This window comes from Streptomyces sp. NPDC056987 (genome assembly GCF_042673865.1).
In the GTDB taxonomy this organism is placed as follows: domain Bacteria; phylum Actinomycetota; class Actinomycetes; order Streptomycetales; family Streptomycetaceae; genus Streptomyces.
Window position 1 is genome coordinate 88,779 of sequence record NZ_JBHURV010000021.1, and the last position, 18,161, is coordinate 106,939.

The 18,161-nt window shown below is 72.6% G+C and carries 15 protein-coding genes; 6 read left to right on the plus strand and 9 right to left on the minus strand.

Going from position 1 to position 18,161, the window contains the following annotated elements:
• Window positions 1-33 precede the first annotated feature (33 nt).
• Window positions 34-621: a hypothetical protein gene (locus tag ACFTZC_RS23770; RefSeq protein WP_382892816.1), complete on the plus strand. Its 588-nt coding sequence runs from the start codon at window positions 34-36 to the stop codon at window positions 619-621.
• A 27-nt stretch (window positions 622-648) separates the two neighbouring features.
• On the opposite strand, the gene ACFTZC_RS23775 is transcribed toward ACFTZC_RS23770, so the two are convergent.
• The gene (locus tag ACFTZC_RS23775) at window positions 649-1,221 is read right to left on the minus strand and encodes a cob(I)yrinic acid a,c-diamide adenosyltransferase (protein WP_365811402.1); all 573 of its coding nucleotides are present in this window, start codon (window positions 1,219-1,221) and stop codon (window positions 649-651) included.
• Between the two features lie 302 nt (window positions 1,222-1,523).
• On the opposite strand from ACFTZC_RS23775, the gene ACFTZC_RS23780 reads away from it, so the two are divergent.
• The 3 genes from ACFTZC_RS23780 to ACFTZC_RS23790 all read left to right on the plus strand — a co-directional run bounded on the left by ACFTZC_RS23780 (window position 1,524) and on the right by ACFTZC_RS23790 (window position 6,030).
• The gene (locus tag ACFTZC_RS23780) at window positions 1,524-2,372 is read left to right on the plus strand and encodes a 3-hydroxyacyl-CoA dehydrogenase family protein (protein WP_382892818.1); all 849 of its coding nucleotides are present in this window, start codon (window positions 1,524-1,526) and stop codon (window positions 2,370-2,372) included.
• A 229-nt stretch (window positions 2,373-2,601) separates the two neighbouring features.
• Window positions 2,602-2,925, plus strand: a complete 324-nt coding sequence (locus tag ACFTZC_RS23785; RefSeq protein ID WP_066956508.1) for an STAS domain-containing protein — start codon at window positions 2,602-2,604, stop codon at window positions 2,923-2,925.
• Window positions 2,926-3,174: 249 nt separating this feature from the next.
• Window positions 3,175-6,030: an ATP-binding protein gene (locus ACFTZC_RS23790; protein ID WP_382892821.1), complete on the plus strand. Its 2,856-nt coding sequence runs from the start codon at window positions 3,175-3,177 to the stop codon at window positions 6,028-6,030.
• A gap of 169 nt (window positions 6,031-6,199) precedes the next feature.
• On the opposite strand, the gene nucS is transcribed toward ACFTZC_RS23790, so the two are convergent.
• Window positions 6,200-6,871, minus strand: coding sequence for an endonuclease NucS (nucS, locus tag ACFTZC_RS23795; protein ID WP_365811408.1), 672 nt, complete (start codon window positions 6,869-6,871; stop codon window positions 6,200-6,202).
• 214 nt (window positions 6,872-7,085) lie between these two features.
• Between nucS and ACFTZC_RS23800 the strand changes: the two genes are divergently transcribed.
• On the plus strand, window positions 7,086-7,478 hold the full coding sequence (locus ACFTZC_RS23800) for an SCO5389 family protein (protein ID WP_382892824.1): 393 nt from the start codon (window positions 7,086-7,088) through the stop codon (window positions 7,476-7,478).
• A gap of 117 nt (window positions 7,479-7,595) precedes the next feature.
• Here the strand turns inward: ACFTZC_RS23800 and ACFTZC_RS23805 are convergent, their stop codons facing one another.
• A complete protein-coding gene (locus ACFTZC_RS23805; RefSeq protein ID WP_382892826.1) occupies window positions 7,596-8,624 on the minus strand; it encodes an LLM class flavin-dependent oxidoreductase in 1,029 nt (342 codons plus the stop codon).
• A gap of 210 nt (window positions 8,625-8,834) precedes the next feature.
• On the opposite strand from ACFTZC_RS23805, the gene ACFTZC_RS23810 reads away from it, so the two are divergent.
• Complete coding sequence (locus ACFTZC_RS23810; protein WP_382892828.1) at window positions 8,835-9,164, plus strand: ATP/GTP-binding protein; 330 nt, start codon at window positions 8,835-8,837, stop codon at window positions 9,162-9,164.
• A gap of 19 nt (window positions 9,165-9,183) precedes the next feature.
• On the opposite strand, the gene ACFTZC_RS23815 is transcribed toward ACFTZC_RS23810, so the two are convergent.
• The 6 genes from ACFTZC_RS23815 to scy form a co-directional block, all read right to left on the minus strand.
• Complete coding sequence (locus tag ACFTZC_RS23815) at window positions 9,184-10,101, minus strand: ABC transporter permease (protein WP_382892830.1); 918 nt, start codon at window positions 10,099-10,101, stop codon at window positions 9,184-9,186.
• On the minus strand, window positions 10,098-11,252 hold the full coding sequence (locus ACFTZC_RS23820; protein ID WP_382892832.1) for an ATP-binding cassette domain-containing protein: 1,155 nt from the start codon (window positions 11,250-11,252) through the stop codon (window positions 10,098-10,100). Before ACFTZC_RS23820 ends, ACFTZC_RS23815 begins: the two co-directional genes overlap by 4 nt.
• A gap of 191 nt (window positions 11,253-11,443) precedes the next feature.
• Window positions 11,444-12,223, minus strand: a complete 780-nt coding sequence (locus ACFTZC_RS23825) for an ABC transporter permease subunit (protein ID WP_382892834.1) — start codon at window positions 12,221-12,223, stop codon at window positions 11,444-11,446.
• Between the two features lie 2 nt (window positions 12,224-12,225).
• Complete coding sequence (locus ACFTZC_RS23830; RefSeq protein WP_382892837.1) at window positions 12,226-13,146, minus strand: ABC transporter ATP-binding protein; 921 nt, start codon at window positions 13,144-13,146, stop codon at window positions 12,226-12,228.
• A gap of 90 nt (window positions 13,147-13,236) precedes the next feature.
• Window positions 13,237-14,175 carry a cellulose-binding protein gene (locus ACFTZC_RS23835; protein WP_382892839.1) on the minus strand — a complete coding sequence of 313 codons (939 nt, stop codon included), beginning with the start codon at window positions 14,173-14,175 and terminating at the stop codon, window positions 13,237-13,239.
• 134 nt (window positions 14,176-14,309) lie between these two features.
• Entirely contained in the window at window positions 14,310-18,032 is a 3,723-nt protein-coding gene (scy, locus tag ACFTZC_RS23840; protein ID WP_382892841.1) for a polarized growth protein Scy, read from the minus strand.
• Window positions 18,033-18,161 lie beyond the last annotated feature (129 nt).

Consider the following 18,161-nt stretch of genomic DNA (forward strand, 5'->3'; position numbering starts at 1 on the left):
GGCTGGAGTGGAAGAGGGAAAGGGGAGGTCATCGTGATCGTCACGCTGATCGTCATCTGCGAGGTCGGCTTCTGGGTGCTGCTGGCCGGCGGGCTCGCGCTGCGCTACCTGGCGGGGATGAGGCGCCTGGGCGCGGCGGTCCTGCTGCTGGAGCCGCTGCTGGAGGTCGTCCTGCTCGTCGTCACGGCCGTCGACCTGAGGAACGGCGCGGAACCGGACTGGAAACACGGTCTCGCGGCGCTCTACATCGGCTGCACCGTCGCCTACGGCCACTCCACGGTGACCTGGCTCGACGGCCATGCCGCGCACCGCTTCGCGGGCGCCCCGCGCCCGCCGAAGCCCCCACGGTACGGCGCGGCGCGCGCCCGTCACGAGGGCGCGCTGTGGCTCCGTACGCTGCTCGCCGCCGCGATCGCGATCGGGCTGCTCCAGCTCGCGATCGCGTACGTGGGCGACGCGAACGACACCGGGTCCCTGACCGCCTGGCAGGGCACCGCGCTGCGGGCGGCCGGGATCCACGGTGTGATCGCCCTGACGTACGCGCTGTGGCCGAAGAAGCCCCCGGCGGACTCCGGCGACCCGACCCGGGTGGAGCGCCCCGATCGGTTGACGAAGCGCTGACCCGCGGGACGCCGGCCCGCGGGCCCGTCAGCGTTCGCCGCCCGGCACCCAGAGCACGTCCCCCAGCTCCTTGTTGGCCACGCGGGCCAGGATGAACAGGAGGTCGGAGAGGCGGTTCAGATACGTCGCCGCCAGCGGGTTCATCACCTCGCCGTGCGCCTCCATCGCCGCCCACGTCGAGCGCTCGGCCCGTCGCACCACCGTGCAGGCCTGGTGGAGCAGCGCCGCGCCGGGGGTGCCGCCGGGGAGGATGAAGCTGCGGAGCTTGTCCAGGCCCGCCAGGAAGTGGTCGCAGTCCGCCTCCAGCTTGTCGATGTACGCCTGCTCGACCCGCAGCGGCGGGAACTCCGGCGCCTCCACCACGGGCGTCGAGAGGTCGGCGCCCACGTCGAAGAGGTCGTTCTGGACGCGGACCAGGACCTTCACGACCTCCTCCGGGAGCTGCCCCAGGGCGATCGCGGTGCCGATGGCGGCGTTGGCCTCGTTGGCGTCGGCGTACGCGGCGATCCGCGGATCGGTCTTGGCGGTACGGCTCATGTCGCCGAGCGCCGTGGTGCCCTGGTCGCCGGTACGGGTGTAGATGCGCGTCAGTTTGACCATTCGGCCAGCCTAATCAGCCACCGGCCCCGGCGGGCGGCGGCCCGGCGCGGGCGTCGGCCTTTCCCGGGGAACGGCGCTCAAGTACGCCGCGCGCGCCGCGTGATGGGGGCGCGCGCCGGGCGGAAGTGTGAGGACGGTGTGCGCGGACGGGGCGCGTCGGTGTGATGTCCGTCATGTGAGACGTGACGCGCATCTCTTCGCCGTTACACGGCGCTCCGTGACCGCTAACCTCCGGCAGGGACAGCGAAAGTAAATATGCGCTAAAGCTGAACAGATGCCGAACGGGAAACGTGGGGTGCGTTGTGGCCAGGAAGCTCGCCGTCGTCGGAGCCGGACTCATGGGGTCCGGTATCGCGCAGGTCTCGGCCCAGGCGGGCTGGGACGTCGTCCTGCGTGATGTGACCGATGAGGCCCTGGCCAAGGGAGTGGCCGGCATACGGGCCTCGTACGGCAAGTTCGTCGCCAAGGGCAAGCTGGAGGAGGCGGACGCCGACGCGGCGCTCGCCCGGATCACCGTGACGACCGATCTGGACGCCGTGGCCGACGCGGACATCGTGGTCGAGGCCGTCTTCGAACAGCTCGACGTCAAGCACGAGATCTTCCGCGCGCTCGACAAGCTCGTACGGGAGGACACCGTCCTCGCCTCCAACACCTCGGCCATCCCGATCACCAAGATCGCGGCGGTCACCGGGCGCCCGGAGCGCGTCGTCGGCACGCACTTCTTCTCGCCGGTGCCGATGATGCGTCTGTGCGAGCTGGTACGCGGCTACAAGACCAGCGACGAAACCCTCGCCACCGCGAGGGAGTTCGCCGAGTCGGTCGGCAAGACCTGTGTCGTCGTCAACCGCGACGTGGCGGGGTTCGTGACCACCCGGCTCATCTCCGCGCTCGTCGTGGAGGCGGTGGAGCTCTACGAGTCGGGCGTCGCGTCCGCCGAGGACATCGACACCGCGTGCAGGCTGGGGTTCGGGCACGCCATGGGCCCGCTCGCCACCGCCGACCTGACCGGGATCGACATCCTGCTCCACGCGGCGGGCAACATCTACACCGAGACGCAGGACGAGAAGTTCGCACCGCCGGAGCTGATGCGCCGGATGGTGGACGCCGGTGACATCGGCCGGAAGAGCGGGCAGGGCTTCTACAAGCACTGAGGTCCCGCCGGCGCCGGGCACGGCACCGGCCGCGTCGGCCGTTTCCCTCACCCCACGGGGTGAATTCGGTATCGGTTCGCCAACGGACGGCAACTTCTCGGGCCGTCGCGCAGTCAGTTGTTGGAAGACCGGAACAGAACCGCAAGATCAGACAATTCCAGAACAGACCAGAACAGACCAGAACAGACAGATACCGACCGGAGCACGGAAGCATCCTCGGGGAGAGCATATGCACATCAGGGGCGACCACGCCGAGCTGGTCGTCGGGGGCCGCCTCGACGTACGCAGCGCGGCGGACGCCCGTACGGTCCTGCACTCGGCCGTCGACGACGGAGCCGGCGATCTGGTGCTGGACCTGACCGAACTGGACTCCTGGGACGCCACCGGACTCGGCGTCATCATGGGAGCCCACCGACGCGCCGGGCGGTGTGGCCGGAGGCTTGTGCTGAGGGGTGTCCCGCCGCAGATGCAGCGTCTGCTGGTGGCCACCCGACTGCACCGCATCCTCGCCATCGAGGGCGGCATCGCCGCGGAATCGCTCCCTCGGGTCTGACCCGGCCCCACACCGGCCCGGCCCCCGGCGGGACGCGCGACCACCCCACGCACAATCCTCACGAGACCGTGATGTCCAGAACACGGTGCCACCCCGGCTGTTCGTAGATACTGGGCGGAGGTTTAGGGTCGGGCGGCAACGGATCGACGGACCCTACAGAGCAGGCACCGGACCAGAAGCAGCAGATGGGCGTGTGAGGCCGGGGGCGACGGCACGCCATGATCTGGGGGGCTTTTCACCATGGACCCGATGGACCCGATACACCGGGGGCCGGAGGAGCACGGCCGGCGCGACGTCGCGCGTGACGACGACGGGCGCGGCGACGGCGCGCGGAACGACACCCCGCGTGGTGACAACGCGCCAGGTGACCACCTGTCCGGTGACGGGCGGTACGGCGCCGAACGCGCCGTGGTGAGCGTGCACGAGGGCGAGTCCGCCAGGAGCGGCGGCGCGGCGGCCGAGCCGCCGCGCCCGCCCCGCCTGGAGATCACGCTCGGCGAACCCCCGGCCCCGGCGGCCGGCGCGCCCCCGGCCGTCGCCCACATCAAGGGCGCGGGCCCCATCACCCCGGCGCAGCCCGTCCGTACGGTCCAGCTCGTCTCGGGCGACCTCCTCCTGACGGTCAACCCCGTCGACGGCAGCGAGATCGAACTCCGCCCGCCGGGACGGGAACACACCGCCCCCGCCCGGCGTACCGCCGAGGAGCGCGCCGACGTCCAGCGGGCCGGCCGGCCGCCCGTACCGCCGGGGCCCGCCGCGCCCGCCCTCCCGCTGCTGGAGCGGCACGAGGAGCGCGCGAGGCTGGCGGAGCTGCTGGGACGCGGCCGTTCCGTACGGCTCACCGGGCCCGCCGGCTCCGGGCGCACCGCGCTGATGGAGGCGGTGGGCGCGGAGTGCGCGGAGCTCGCGCCCGACGGCGTCGTACGGCTCTCCGGATACCGGCGCACCGCCACCGAGCTGCTGTACGAGCTGTACGCGGCCGTCCACCGCTCGCCGCTCGTCCGTCCCGACCGCGCCGAACTCCTCGCGCGCGTCGGGGACATCGGCGCGATCGTGCTCCTCGACGACCTGGAGCTGGGCGGTGAGGCGCTGGACGAACTCCTCGCCGCCACCCCGGAGTGCGCCTACCTGTGCGCCGCCACCCCCGAGACCGCCGTGCCCTCGCCGGACGCCCGCCTCGAAGAGGTCGTCCTCGGCGGTCTGGGCCGCGGCTCCTCGCTGGAGCTCCTGGAACATGTCGTCGAACGGCCCCTCACCGACGAGGAGGCGAACTGGGCGGGTGACCTCTGGTTCGAGTCCGAGGGGCTGCCGCTGCGCTTCGTCCAGGCCGGTGCGCTGCTGCGCCGGCGCGACCAGGTGCGCGCCGGAGCCGACGCTGTTGACGAGTTCGAGCCCTTCGTGCGCCCCTTCGAGCGCACGCCGGAGCGCACCTCCGGCGCCCCGGGCGCCGCGAGCGCGCCGCCCGCCGTCCCCGGTGGTTACGACGTCCCGCTGCCGACCCTCGGCGAGGGGGCCGCGCCCGTCGCGCCGCTCGCCGCCCGGCTGAGCGAGTCCGCGCGCGCCACACTGCGCTTCGCGGTCGCGCTCGGCGGTGAGGTCCCGCACCAGGCGCACCTGCCCGCGCTGGTGGGCGACACCCACGCGGACGCCGCCCTCGGCGAGCTGATGAGCTGCGGGCTGCTCACCCCGGTCGGCGGGCGCTACCGTCTCGCGCCCGGAGTCGCCGCGCAGCTGGAGGCGCAGGGGTACGGCGACGACGCCGTGGCCCACGCCCTCACCGCCGCCCAGCACTACGCCTGGTGGGCGGGGCACCCCTCGGTCACCCCTGAGCGCGCCGCCGCCGAGGCGGACGCCATCCTCGCCGCGATGGGCCCGCTGGTGCCCGGCACGGAGGCGGGCCACCCGAGCGCCGCGGTCCTGCTGGCCCGCAGCGCGGCGCCCGCGTTCCTCGCGGGGCTGCACTGGGGCGCCTGGGAACGGGCCCTGCGGGCCGGCTCCGAGGCCGCCAGGATGGCCGGCGAGGTCGCCGAAGAGGCGTACTTCCACCACGAGTTGGGCGTGCTCGCGCTCTGCGTCGGCAGCCTGGACCGGGCCCGCGCCGAGCTGGAGGCGTCCATCGGGATGCGCGGCGCCCTCGCCGACAAGATCGGCACGGTCGCGGGGCGCAGAGCGCTGGCCCTGGTCACCGACCGCGAGGCCGCGCTGTCGGGGGCGAAGCCGGCCGTGCCCGTCCCGCCCGTACGGCACGAGGAGTCGGCGGCGCGGGCGGCCGGACTCCCCGAGCTGCCGGGGCTGTCGAAGCCCGCGCACCCGGGGACGGGACCGGCCGCCGGCCACGGTTCCGGGCCGGGCTCCACCCCGGCGTCCGGCGCCGGGGCGATCGCCGCCTCCGGGGCCGGTTCCGGGACCGGTTCCGGCGAGAACATGACGCTGGTGACCCGGCGCGACACCCCCGTCCTGCCGCCCGGCCCGGGTCTCCGCCCGGCCCATGCCGCCCGGTCCGGGGCGGGCGGCTCCGGCCGCCGCCCGGCGCTGGGCGGTGCCCGCCGTAACCTGGTCGCCGCGGGCGCGGGCGCCGTACTCGCGGCCGTGCTGGGCACGGTGGTGACCCTCGGCGCGACCTCCGGCGGCGACGACGCGCCGCCGGACAAGGTCCGTACGGAACAGTCCACGGAACCGGACGACAGCAACGGCGACGACGGCCAGCCGGTCGAGCAGCCGGTCGACACCTCGACCCGTAACCCCGGTGGCGTCCCCGCCGGACCCGAGTCCCCGAGCCCGACGGGCCCCACGGACAGCGCGTCGCCCTCCGACTCGTCCTCGCCCTCGGGCACCCCGTCCGACGACACCAGCTCGTCCCCCGGCGACTCCCCGTCCGCCTCGGAGGAGCCGACCGATCCGTCCGGCGAGCCGTCGGACACGCCCAGCGAGTCCTCGGAGGCCCCGTCGCCCTCGACGCCCACCACCCCGCCGACGGACGACCCCACCGGTGAGCCGTCGGACTCGGACACGGCGCCTCCGCCGTCGGCCCCGCAGACCACGGTGAGCGGCCCGGACCCGAGCCTGAGCGAGGAGAGGACCGCCGACCCGAGCGTCGTCGCGTGACGGCGTGATGGCGTGACGACCTGGCGGTGAGGCGTTGTCACGCCGCTACGGCACAACGGCGGGAGGTCCGGCCGGGCGCGGTGTGCGCGCCCCGCCGGACCTCCCGCCGTACGAGTTGGTGCGAGCCGGTGCGAGCCGGTCCCCGTGGGGTACGAACCGGCCGGGCGGCTCAGAACAGGCGCAGCTTGTCGTCCTCGATGCCCCGCATACCGTCGTAGTCCAGCACCACGCAGCCGATGCCCCGGTCCGTCGCCAGCACCCGGGCCTGTGGCTTGATCTCCTGCGCCGCGAACACACCCTTCACCGGCGCCAGATGCGGGTCGCGGTTCAGCAGCTCCAGATAGCGGGTGAGCTGCTCCACCCCGTCGATCTCGCCGCGCCGCTTGATCTCCACCGCCACGGTGGCGCCGTCGGCGTCGCGGCAGAGGATGTCCACGGGGCCGATCGCCGTCGGGTACTCGCGGCGGATGAGGCTGTACCCCTCGCCCAGCGTCTCGATGCGGTCGGCGAGCAGCTCCTGGAGGTGTGCTTCCACGCCGTCCTTGATGAGACCGGGGTCGACGCCCAGCTCATGGGACGAGTCGTGGAGGACTTCCTCCATCGTGATGATCAATTTCTCGCCCGCTTTGTTGATGACGGTCCAGACGCCGGTGTCCTCGTCCGTACCCTCCTTCAACGTACAAGGCGGAGACATCCAGTTGAGCGGTTTGTACGCCCGGTCGTCGGCATGGATGGACACACTGCCGTCCGCCTTGACCAGGATGAGACGGGGGGCGGAGGGCAGGTGGGCGGTGAGCCGGCCCGCGTAGTCGACGGAGCAGCGGGCAATGACGAGACGCATGGTCCGCACGCTACTCGACCGCCGCCGCCGCGCGCGATTCGCCCTGGAAGCCCCCGTTCGTTATTGGCCGGTTGTGGTCCCATTCTCCTGGTGCCGTCCCCCCGGCGCGCCTAACGTGGATGCGGGAGGTCGCCGGTCGTGCACGCTGCGTCGTCGTCGCCTCCTTCCCTGCCCGTAAGGCCCCGTGCCCCGCGGGGTCGCGAGAGGAGAACCCATGTCGCTCGACGTCTCACCGGCACTGTTGGATCAGGCCGAGCGAGGCGAGGTCGACGAAGCGGAATTCGTCGACTGCGTCCGGACCTCCCTGCCCTACGCATGGGAGATGGTCAGTTCTCTGGTGGCTCAGCTGAAGGTGGACGGTGGACAGTTCGCCGACAACCAGACGCCCCCGCCGGACGAGCAGGCACGTGGTCAACTGCTGCGCGCGCTCGCGAGTGATGCCATTCGCGGTGCGCTCCAGCGTCACTTCGGAGTGCGGCTCGCGTTCCAGAACTGCCACCGCGTCGCGGTGTTCCCGTTGGACCCCTCGGTCGACGAGCGGCTCGCCCTCTTCACCTCCGTGAGGGCGCAGTTGCTCAACCAGTCCCCTGAGCTCCGGGACTGCTGACGGTTTCGGCTGCCGCTCCCGCGCCGTGGGTGAGACCACGGTGCCGGAGCGGCAGCGTCCCTGACGTCCCGTGAGTCCTCCGGCGCTCCGGCCCTCCGGCCCTCCGCTCCCGCGCCCCTAGGTGAGCAGCGGCAGCACCTCCGTCCCCAGGCGCCGTACGTTCTCCTCCGTCGCGGCGAGATCGCCGGAGCCCTCCACGAGCAGCGCGAAGCGCGTGATGCCCGTACGCTCCGCCGTGGCCGCGAGCCGGTCCGCCGCCAGCCTCGGTGAGCCCACCGGGTGCAGGGCGCAGAGCAGTTCCGTGTACCCCAGCGGGTCGCGCATCGAACGCGACCGGCCGTCGACCGTCACATGAGCGCCGAGCCCCTGGCGCAGCCAGCCGGGCATCGCCTTGACCAGCGTCTCCACCGCCCCGGCGCGGGCGTCGGCGATCTGCGCCACGCCGGCCGACACATGCGGGGCGCGCTCGATCTCGGCGGGCGCCAGGCCGCACGCGCGCGCGTGCGTGCGCCACAGGGCGACCATCTCCGCCTTCTCCTCGTCGCCGCAGTGCATGCCGAGCAGCATCGGCAGCCCGTGCCGGGCGGCCAGCCGTACGCTCCTGGGCGACGTACAGGCCATGATCGTCTCGGGTCCCCGGCCGGGGCGCGTCAGCTCGTCGGTGCGCGGTACGACGGGGACCTCACGGAAGGCGTACCGCTCCCCGGAGGCCGCCACCCGCGGCTCCCGCAGCCAGCGCAGCAGCAGCTCCAGGGCCTCCGGGAAGTCGCGCTCGTAGGCGCTCAGCCCCGTCCCGAAGACCTCCAGGTCGACCCAGGGGCCGCCCCGTCCGACCCCGAGGGTGAAACGCCCGCCGGAGAGGACGTGGAGCAGCGCGGCCTGTTCGCCGAGCGCCACCGGATGCACGTTCGGCAACACGCTGACCGCCGTACCCACCCGGATGTGTCGCGTACGGCCGAGCAGCAGCGCGGCCAGCGTCACGGCCGACGGGCAGACGCCGTACGGCACGAAGTGGTGCTCGGCGAGCCAGACCGCGTCGAGCCCGGACTCCTCGGCCTGCTCCGCGGTGCGCACCGCCCGGTGCAGCGCTTCCCCTTGTCCCTGGCCCGGGAACTGGGCGGCCAGTACAAAAGCTCCAACACGCATCGCCTACTGCCTCCTTGCGGCCGACGCGACTCCCCCTACTGGCAACAACGCCTGACACGTGCCAAAGGCACGGCCGGACACAAAACTCGTGCGATTGTCCGGTAAGTGGCTTCTGTGCAGACGGGGTCCGGGCGTCTCGCAGGGCGTCTGCCCGGTGGAGCGGGCCGTAGGCTGGAATAGGTCCGTGCTGTCTGCCCCGTGAGGTGTCCCGTGTCCCCGCGTCGCAACCGCCCCCGAGGCGGCGAGAAACCGACCGACCGAGCCGCCGAGTCGGGCGACCGGTACGGCGGCTTCCAGCGATCGGAAACCTGGCAGGGCGAGAATTGGTCAGTTCGCCACGTGGCCGGGGCAAGTGCCGTCGGCAAGCGGTACCGCTGCCCGGGATGCGACCAGGAGATCCCCTCCGCCGTGGCCCATGTGGTCGCCTGGCCCGAGTACGGCGGAGTCGACGACCGGCGGCACTGGCACCAGTCCTGCTGGAACGCGAAGGACCGCCGCACCTCGCGGGTGCAGCGGTCCCGTAACGCGCCGAAGTACTAGACGGGGTCGGTGGAAGGGCTTACGCGTCGCGCCGGTCCAGTGAGAGGTACGCGCCCGCCATCGCGATCGCGGTCATCCCCAGGATGATCCACAGTGGGGTCCAGCCGCTCGGCCCCCCGTCGCTGAAGGCGGTCCCGTAGAACTGGATGAGCTGGCTCGGGATCGAGTACGCGAACAGGAACTCCTGGACGCCGCTGAGCGATCTGGAGAACATGAACATCGCGAGGACGAGCGGCACCAGCACTAGGCCGACCATCACGGTGATCGCGCCCGCCGAGTGCTTGACCAGAGCGCCGACCGCCATGGAGAGCAGCCCGAGCAGCGACAGGTAGAGGCTGACGCCGACCGTCGCGCGGAGCCACTCGGAGGTGGCGGGCGCGGTCGCGTCGATGATCGTGGTCTGGAGCGCGGCGACGACCAGCGTGGTCAGGGTCGAGACGGTGAAGACCACGGCGAAGAAGACCAGCGCCTTGGCGGCGAGCACCCGGCCCCGGCTGGGGCAGGCGGTGAGCGTCGTACGGATCATGCCCGTGCCGTACTCGGAGGACATGGTCAGCACCCCGAGCGTCATCACGCAGAGTGAGCTGAGCAGCACCCCGAAGAAGCCGAGCGTGAGCACGTTCTCGCCGGTGGCGTCGACGTCGCCGCCGACGGCGTTCCGCGTGGCGGCGACGACCGCCGCCGCGAGCAGCCCGATGCCCACCATCAGCAGGATCATCACGCCGAGGGACCACATCGTGGACCGTACGGAGCGCAGCTTCGTCCACTCGGAGGCCAGGGCGTCGCCGAGGTGGGCCCGCCGCGCCGGGATCGGCGAGGCGTACGGCACCGGCTGGTGCGGAACGTGTCCCTGGGACGGGAAGGGCTGCTGAGGGGCCTGGGGTTGCTGCGGCGGCTGCGGCTGAGGCTGCTGGTACGGGGTCGACGGAGTGGTCACTGGGTGTCCTCGTTGCTGTCGCGCTTCGGCATCGGCTCCGCGACGGGGGCCGGGACGTCCTGCTGGTACGGGTTCGGTCCGGGCGGCGGCGGGGGGAACCAGCCCTGCTGCGGCACCTCGGGGACCACGGGCGGCACGGCGCCGTGCTGACCCGGCCCGGGGGCCCCGTACCCCTGCGGAGGCCCGTAGCCGGGCGGCTGGGGCGGCGGGACGAAGCCGGCGAGGGCGTCGGCCGTGGAGCGGTAGTCCACGGCGCTCTGCGTCAGCCGCATGTACGCCTCCTCCAGCGACGCCTGGTGCGGGGAGAGCTCCCAGAGCCGTACGTCCGCGCCGTGCGCCAGCTCGCTGATCCGGGGCAGCGGCAGCCCGGTGACCCGCAGCGCCCCGTCCGGCTCGGAGAGCACCTGGCCGCCCGCGCCGGTGAGCGCGGAGATCAGCTTCTCCCGCTGCTCGGGCCCGTCGCCGTCCGGCGTGCGGAGCCTGGCGAAGTCGGCCGAGTTGGCCGAAATGAAGTCCTTGACACTCATGTCGGAGAGGAGCTGACCACGGCCGATCACGATGAGGTGGTCGGCGGTCACCGCCATCTCGCTCATGAGGTGCGAGGAGACGAAGACCGTACGGCCCTCGCTCGCGAGCTTCTTCATCAGATTGCGGACCCAGAGGATGCCCTCGGGGTCGAGACCGTTGACCGGCTCGTCGAAGAGCAGCACCTGAGGGTCGCCGAGGAGCGCCGCCGCGATACCCAGCCGCTGCCCCATACCGAGCGAGAAGCCCTTGGAACGCTGCTTGGCGACGCCCTGGAGGCCGACGACGCCGAGGACCTCGTCGACCCTGGCCGCGGGGATCCCGGAGAGCTGGGCGAGCGAGAGAAGGTGGTTGCGCGCGCTGCGCCCGCCGTGCACGGCCTTGGCGTCGAGGAGCGCGCCGACGTGCCGGGGCGCGTTCGGGAGCTGCCGGAAGGGGTGGCCGCCGACCGTGACATGGCCGCTGGTGGGCCGGTCGAGCCCGAGGATCATCCGCATCGTCGTGGACTTGCCGGAGCCGTTGGGGCCCAGGAACCCGGTCACATGACCCGGTCGTACCTGGAAGGAAAGGTTGTACACGGCCGTCTTGGCGCCGTAGCGCTTCGTCAGGCCGACTGCCTCGATCATTCTCCAGCCCCATCGACAGGTCAGGTCGTCGGGGCAGTCGCCGGTCCGGGCCGAAGGCCCCCGTTTGAGTAAGGAGGATATCCACGCGTTGACGGTTCCGGCCAAGTCGTTCCGGCGGAGAGTCCGCCCCGAGCACCGCTCCCGGCGCCGCCCCCCGGCGCTCGCCCGAACGCCGCTCCCCGTACGTCGCCCTACGCGTCGCGCTTCTTCAGTACGGCGTAGCCGCCCGCCAGCGCGGCCACCACCCACAGGGCCATGATCCCCAGCCCCTCCCACGGGCCGTACGGCGCCGCGGACGAGTTCACGGCGCCCGGTACCACCTGCGTGATCTGGCGTCCCGCCTGGTCGGGGAAGTAGCGCGCGACGGTCCTGGTGCCCGGGACCGCCGCCAGGATCTGCGAGACGAGGAAGAAGAACGGCATCAGGACGCCGAGCGAGAGGACCGAGCTGCGCAGCATCGCGGTGACCCCCATCGCGAAGAGTGCGATCAAGGTCATGTAGAGACCGCTGCCGATCACCGCGCGCAGGACGTCCGGCTCGCCGATCCCCGTGCCGTGCGTCCCGAGCAGCGCCTGGCCGAGGAAGAACGCCGCGAAGCCGGTGATCACCCCGACCACCAGGGCCGGCACCCCGGCGACCAGGATCTTGCAGAAGAGGAACGTGCCGCGCCGCGGCACGGCCGCCAGCGAACCGCGGATCATGCCCGAGCTGTACTCGGAGCCGACCACCAGCACCCCGAAGACCACCATCGCGAGCTGCCCGAGCACCATCCCGGAGAAGCTGGTGTACGTCGGGTCGAAGGCCGCCCGCTCCATCTCGGAGAGGGTGCCGAACTGGGAGTTCACCACCGCCGAGAGCGCCCCGCCCAGGGCCACCGTCACGACCAGGGCGCTGATCAGCGTCCACGTCGTGGAGGAGACCGTACGGATCTTGGTCCACTCGGAGCGGAGGACCGCGGGAACCGATGCCATGGTCAGGCCCCCTCGCCGGCCCCGCGGGCGTGGTACTCCACCGACTCCGCGGTCATCCGCATGAACGCCTCTTCGAGGGAGGCGCGCCGGTCGCTCAGCTCGTGCAGCACGATCCCGTGCCGGGCGGCCAGCTCGCCCAGCTCCTCCGTCGTCGCCCCGTCGATCTCCAGCGCGCCGCCGCCCGCGTCGAGCGCCCGGAAACCCGCCCCGTGCAGCATGTCCTTCAACTCTTCGCGCTGCGGGGAACGCACGCGCGCGTAACTCCGGGAATTCGCGTGGATGAAGTCCGCCATCGAGGTGTTCGCGAGCAGTCCGCCCTGCCCGATGACGATCAAGTGATCTGCGGTCAGGGCCATTTCACTCATCAGATGACTGGATACGAAGATCGTGCGTCCTTCATGTGCGAGCGCCTTCATAAGATTGCGGATCCAGTGGATTCCTTCGGGGTCCAGACCATTCACCGGCTCGTCGAACATCAAGATCTTCGGATCGCCGAGCAGCGCCGCCGCGATACCGAGCCGCTGCCCCATCCCCAGGGAGAACCCCTTCGGTTTCCTCCGCGCCACCGCCGTCAGCCCGACCACGTCGAGGACCTCGGCGACCCGGCTCTCCGGGATGCGGTTGCTCTGCGCCAGGCAGCGGAGGTTGTCGGCGGCGGTGCGGCCCCCGTGCACGGACCCGGCCTCCAGCAGCGCCCCGATGTGCTTGAGCGGTTCCGCGAGCTCCCGGTAGTGCCTTCCGTCGATCCGGACCGAGCCGCCGGTCGGATGGTCCAGAGCGAGCATCATCCGCATCGTGGTCGACTTGCCCGCCCCGTTGGGCCCGAGAAAGCCCGTCACCACCCCGGGCCGGACCTGGAAGGAGAGGTGATCGACCGCGACCTTGCGGCCGAAGTGTTTGGTCAGCCCCTCTACCTCGATCATGCGGCCAACGTAAGCGCGCACGAAGCCCCCCGCCACCGGAGTGACGGGGGGCTTCGTGCGATCAGGCCCGTACGCGGCGGGCCCGGGTGTTCAGCGCGACTGCTGCGCCGGGACCCCGCGGGAGATCGGCTCGTCGTCCGCCGGGGAACCGGCGGCGGCCACCGCGGCACCCGTCAGCGTCGCCAGCATCTCGCGGACGTTGGTGAGCTGGGCGTTGATCGAGTCGCGGCGGTTCGTGAGCGCCGCCAGCTCGCGCTCCGATTCGCTGCGGATCCGGTCGGCCTTGGCGTTCGCGTCCGCCACGATGTCCTCGGACTGACGCTGCGCCGTCTCGACGGTCTGACGGGCCCTGCGCTCCGCGTCCGTACGCAGCTTCTCGGCCTCCAGACGAAGCTGCTCGGCGCGGTGCTCGATCTCCGCCAGGCGCTTCTCGGCCTTCGCCTGACGGGACGCCAGGTCGCGCTCCGACTGCTCACGCCGCTTGGCGAGGTTCGTCTCGAAGTCCGCGGCGGCCTGGGCGGCCTTGGCACGGGTCTCCTCGAAGAGCGCGTCGGCCTCCTCGCGCTTGGACTGCGCGTCCTTCTGCGCGTCCGAACGCAGCGTCTGCGCGTCGCCCTTCGCCTTGTCGACGATACGGACGCCCTCGTCCTCGGCCTTCGCCTTGCGCTCGGTGGCGAACGCCTCGGCGTCGTTGCGCACCTGCTGGGCCGCCGACTCGGCGAGCTCACGGTGCTGTTCCGCCGCGCGACGGGCCTCCTCGCGCAGGTCCTTCGCCTCCTCCTCGGCGAGGCGGAGGATCTTCTCGACGCGGGCGCCGAGGCCGGCGTACGACGGCTCCGCGTCGTTGACCTGCGCCTGGGCGTTCTGCGTCTCAAGGTGGAGTTCCTCGATGCGCTTTTCGAGAGAGGTGATGCGGGCCAGTGCACTGTCACGGTCGGCGACGAGTTTGGTAATGCGGTCGTCCACCTGACCGCGGTCGTAACCACGCCGCACGAGCTCGAAGCCGAATGGGGAGGAAGTGTCGCTCATGGGGTTCCTGTCGAATGAGACCGGTGAGGTGATAGGGGGAATCCTAGGGGCCTAAGCGGCGTGTCATCGAGCCGATGCAGGTTTGATATGGAGAATGTCCAGCCTTTTGAGTGGCAAGTCGCCCCCCTGCGGCACTAACTGTCAGAAGACTTGCTACTCGAACGGGTGGTTCCGGCCGTAGCGCCCGCCTTGACGGGATTGTCCTTCCCGCCTCCTGACGGAGCCTCGAACGACTCCAACGCCTCCAGCACATCCTGGACACGGGAGATCTCGGCCTGGATGTCCTCGCGCCGGCGCACCAGGACTTCCAGCTCTCGTTTGCCCTCGTCCACCATCTGTTTGGCCTCCGAGGCTGCCTCGGCGCGCAGTTGCTCCGCCTCCCTGACCAAGGTGGCCTTCTTCTGCTCGGCCTCCTTGAGCAGCCCCTCCGCCTTGCGCACCGCCGAGATCCGGACCGAACTCGCCTCCGAATTGGCGTCCGCGACCAGCTCCTTGGCCTTCTGCTCGGCCTCGGCGCGCTGCTCGTCGGCGGCCTTCATCAACTTGTCGACGCGCTCGCCCGCCGTCCTGAGCTGCTCCGACGTCTCGCGCCGCGCCCGCTCGTGGAGTTGCTCGATCTCGTTCTCGACGCGCCGGCGCAGCTCCTCGCCCCGCTCCCGGATCGCCGTCGCGTCCCGGCGCGCCCCGACCAGCAGCTCGTTCGCGTCCGAACGGGCCTGCTCCACCAGGGAGTTGCCGTCGACCGTGGCGTCCGAGGTGATCCGGGCCGCCTCCTTGCGGGCCGCGCCCACCAGCGCGTCGGCCTGCTTCTCGGCCTCGGTGGCGGAGCGCAGCCCCTCCTCCTGGGCCTTGTTGACGAGCTGGTCCGCCTGCTCGGCCGCGTCGGAACGGCGCTTCGCCGCGTCCTTGCGCGCCTCGTCCAGCAGCCAGTCCGTCTCCTCCTGCGCCTCGTTCCTGACCCGCTCGGCCGTGGCCTCGCTCTCCCGCTTGTGCTGCTCGGCCTCGGCGCGCATCCGCTCCGCCGCCTGCTGCGCCGCACCCACCGTCTCCGCGGCCTCCGCGCGCATCCGCTCGGCCTCGCCCGACGCCTCACCGATGAGCCGGTCGGCCTGCCCGGCCGCGTCGCTCCGCATCCGGTTGGCGTCCTCGCGGGCCTCGGCGCGGCTGCGGGACGCGTCCTGCTCCGCCGCCGACAGCGCGTCCGAGGCCTCCGTCCGTACCCGCTGCGCGTACTCGGCGGTGTCGGCGCGCACCCGCTCCGCCTCGCCGATCGCGTCGCCCACGGTGCGCTCGGCGAGCGCCTGCGCGGCCTCCGACTCCTCCTGGGAGCGGGTACGGAGCCGGTGCGCCTCCTCGGCGGCCCGCTCGCGCTCCGCGTAGGCCTCCGCGCGGACCCGCTCCGACTCCTCGCGCGTCTCCGCCCTGAGCTGGTCCGCGGCCTGCTCGGCGGCGACCCGCTGCGCCAGGATCTCCTGCTCGGCCTGGTCGTGCAGCCCCGCGACCGCGTCCCGTACCTGCTGGGCGGTCTGCTCCGCGGCGGCCACCAGCTCCGTGGCGCGGTAGTCGGCCTCGCCGACCAGCCGCTGTGCCTCGGTGGCCGCGTCCTCGACGCGTTTACGGGCCGACGCGAGCAGCTCCTCGCTCTGCTCGCGGGCGCGCTCGCGCTCCTGCTCCGCCTCCGCGCGGGCGCCCGACAGGGTCTCCTCGGCCTCACGGCGCCGGCGGCTCGCCTCCTCCTGTGCGGCGGCGAGCGCCTCGGCGGCCTCGGCGCCGACCCGCTCCGCGGCGGCGCCCGCCTCCGCCCTGATCCGGTCGGCGGTCTCCTGCGCCTCGGTCCTGAGCCGCTCCGCCTCCGTGGCGGCCTCCGTACGCAGCCGTACCGCCGCGTTCTCCGCCTCGGCGCGGGACTCCGAGGCGTCCTGGGCCGCCTGGGTGCGCAGCCGCTCGGCTTCCTCCTCGGCCTGCGCCTGGAGCGTACGGCTGCGCTCCGCGGTCTCGGCGCGCAGCCGCTCGGCCTCCTCGGCCGCCTCGCGGCGGATCCGCTCGCTCTCGGCGCGCGCGTCGGCCAGCGCCTCCTCGGCGGACGCGAAGCGCTGCTCGGCCTCGGTGTGCAGCCGGGTCAGCTCGCCGGCCGCCTCGGCCTTGCGTGCCTCGACCCCCCGCTCGGCCTCCTCGCGCAGCTCGGTGGCGGCCTGCTCGGCGGCGGCCCGCATCACCTCGGCGAGGTCCTCGCCCTCCTCGCGCAGCCGCTCCGCCTCGGCGCGGGTGCGCTCCAGGGTCTCCTCGGCCTGGCGGCGCAGCGTCGAGGCGCGCTCGATGGCCTCGGTGCGTACCCGCTCGCTCTCGGTCGTCGCCCCGTTGCGTACGTCGTCGGCGTCGGCCTTCGCCTTCGTCAGCAGTTCCTCGGCGGACCTGGCCGCCTCCTCGATCTGCTGGACGGCCTCCCTGCGGGCCTCGCCGCGGATCCGCTCGCCCTCGGCGACCGCGTCGGCCCTGAGCTGCTCGGCCTCGCCGCGCAGCCGGCGCGCCTCCTCCTGGAGCTCGACCGTCTTGGCGCGGTACTCCTTCGTGTCGTCCTTGGCCGCGCCCTTGAGCTGGTCGGCCTGCTCGGCCGCCTCGCCGCGCAGCCGGTCCGCCTCGGCCTCCGCCTCACGGCGGATCCGGTCGGCCTCCTCGCTCGCCGAGTGGGTGGTGGCCTGCGCGTCGTCGGACGCCTTCGTCAGGACCTCTTCGGCGGTACGGGCCGCCTTGGCGAGCTGGGCCGCGGTGTCCTCCGCGGCGACCGTACGGGCCTTCTCGGCGGCCTCCGCGACCAGCTTCTCGCCCTCGGCGCGGGCGTCGGCGAGGGCCTGCTCGGCCTCCGCCTTCGTGGCCTCGGCCTCCTTGGTCGCCTCGTTGACCAGCCGGGCGATCTCGGACTTGGCCGTACGGGTGCGCTGCTCGTTCTGCGACTCGGCGCCCGCCAGCCGCTTGGCCGCGGTCTCCTTCGCCTCCGTGACGACCTTGTCGGCCTCGGCGCGGGCCTCCCGCATCCGCTCCTCGGCGGCCTGCATCCGCTGCTCGGCGGCGCGGCTCAGCTCGGTGGCCTGCTGGCGGGCCTGGTCGGCCTCGGCGGTGGTGGAGGTGCGCAGCTGCTCGGCGTGGCTGCTGGCCTCCTGCGCCTGCGTGGACGCGGCGTTCAGCATCCGCTCGGCGTCCCTGCGGGCCCGCAGCAGCAGCTGCTCGGCCTCGCCCCGGGCCGACTCGGCCTCGGAACCCAGCCGGCGCCGCGCCTCGTCGGCGACCCGCGCGGCCTCCGCGCGCGCCGCGGCGAGCGACTGCTCGGCCTCGGCGCGTGACTCGTCCATCAGCCGCCTGGCCTGGGCCTCCGTACGGGCACGGAGCTGCTCGGCCCAGGCGACGTTCTCGTTGACATGGGACTCGACGGTCTGCCGGCGCTCCGCCAGCTCCTGGTCGAGCCGCTGGCGCCGCTGGACGGCCTCCGTGTGCAGCTCCGCCTGAAGCCGCGCCTGGTGCTCGGCGTGCTCCTGGAGGATGCGCTGCGTCTGGGCGCGCGCCTCCCGCAGTTCGCGCTCGGCCTCCTGGCGCATCTGCTCGGCCTGCATCTGGGCGTTCCGCAGATGCTGTTCGGCCTGGTAGCCGAGGTCGCCGCTGTCGTACGAGGACGAAGGACGGGTCGCCAGAGCGCGCCGTGCCTCGTGGAGCTTGGCGCGCAACACCTCGACCTGGTAACCGAGGTCCTCGGCGTGCTGGACGGCCTTCTCCCGCGCGGTCTTCAGCCGGTCCATCTCGGCTTCGAACCGCGAGAGGTGGTCGTCCTCAGCTCGGTGGCCCTGCTGGCTTTCGTAGCCCCGCACTGCGCGGTCCCATCCGTCCCCTGGTCGCAACTGCCCTATTGGGCACCGTTCTCGGCGAACGGACCCCCGGGGGAATGGTGACAGATAGACGACAGGGGCGCGGCCCCGGCCCGGCCCCGGCCCGGAAGC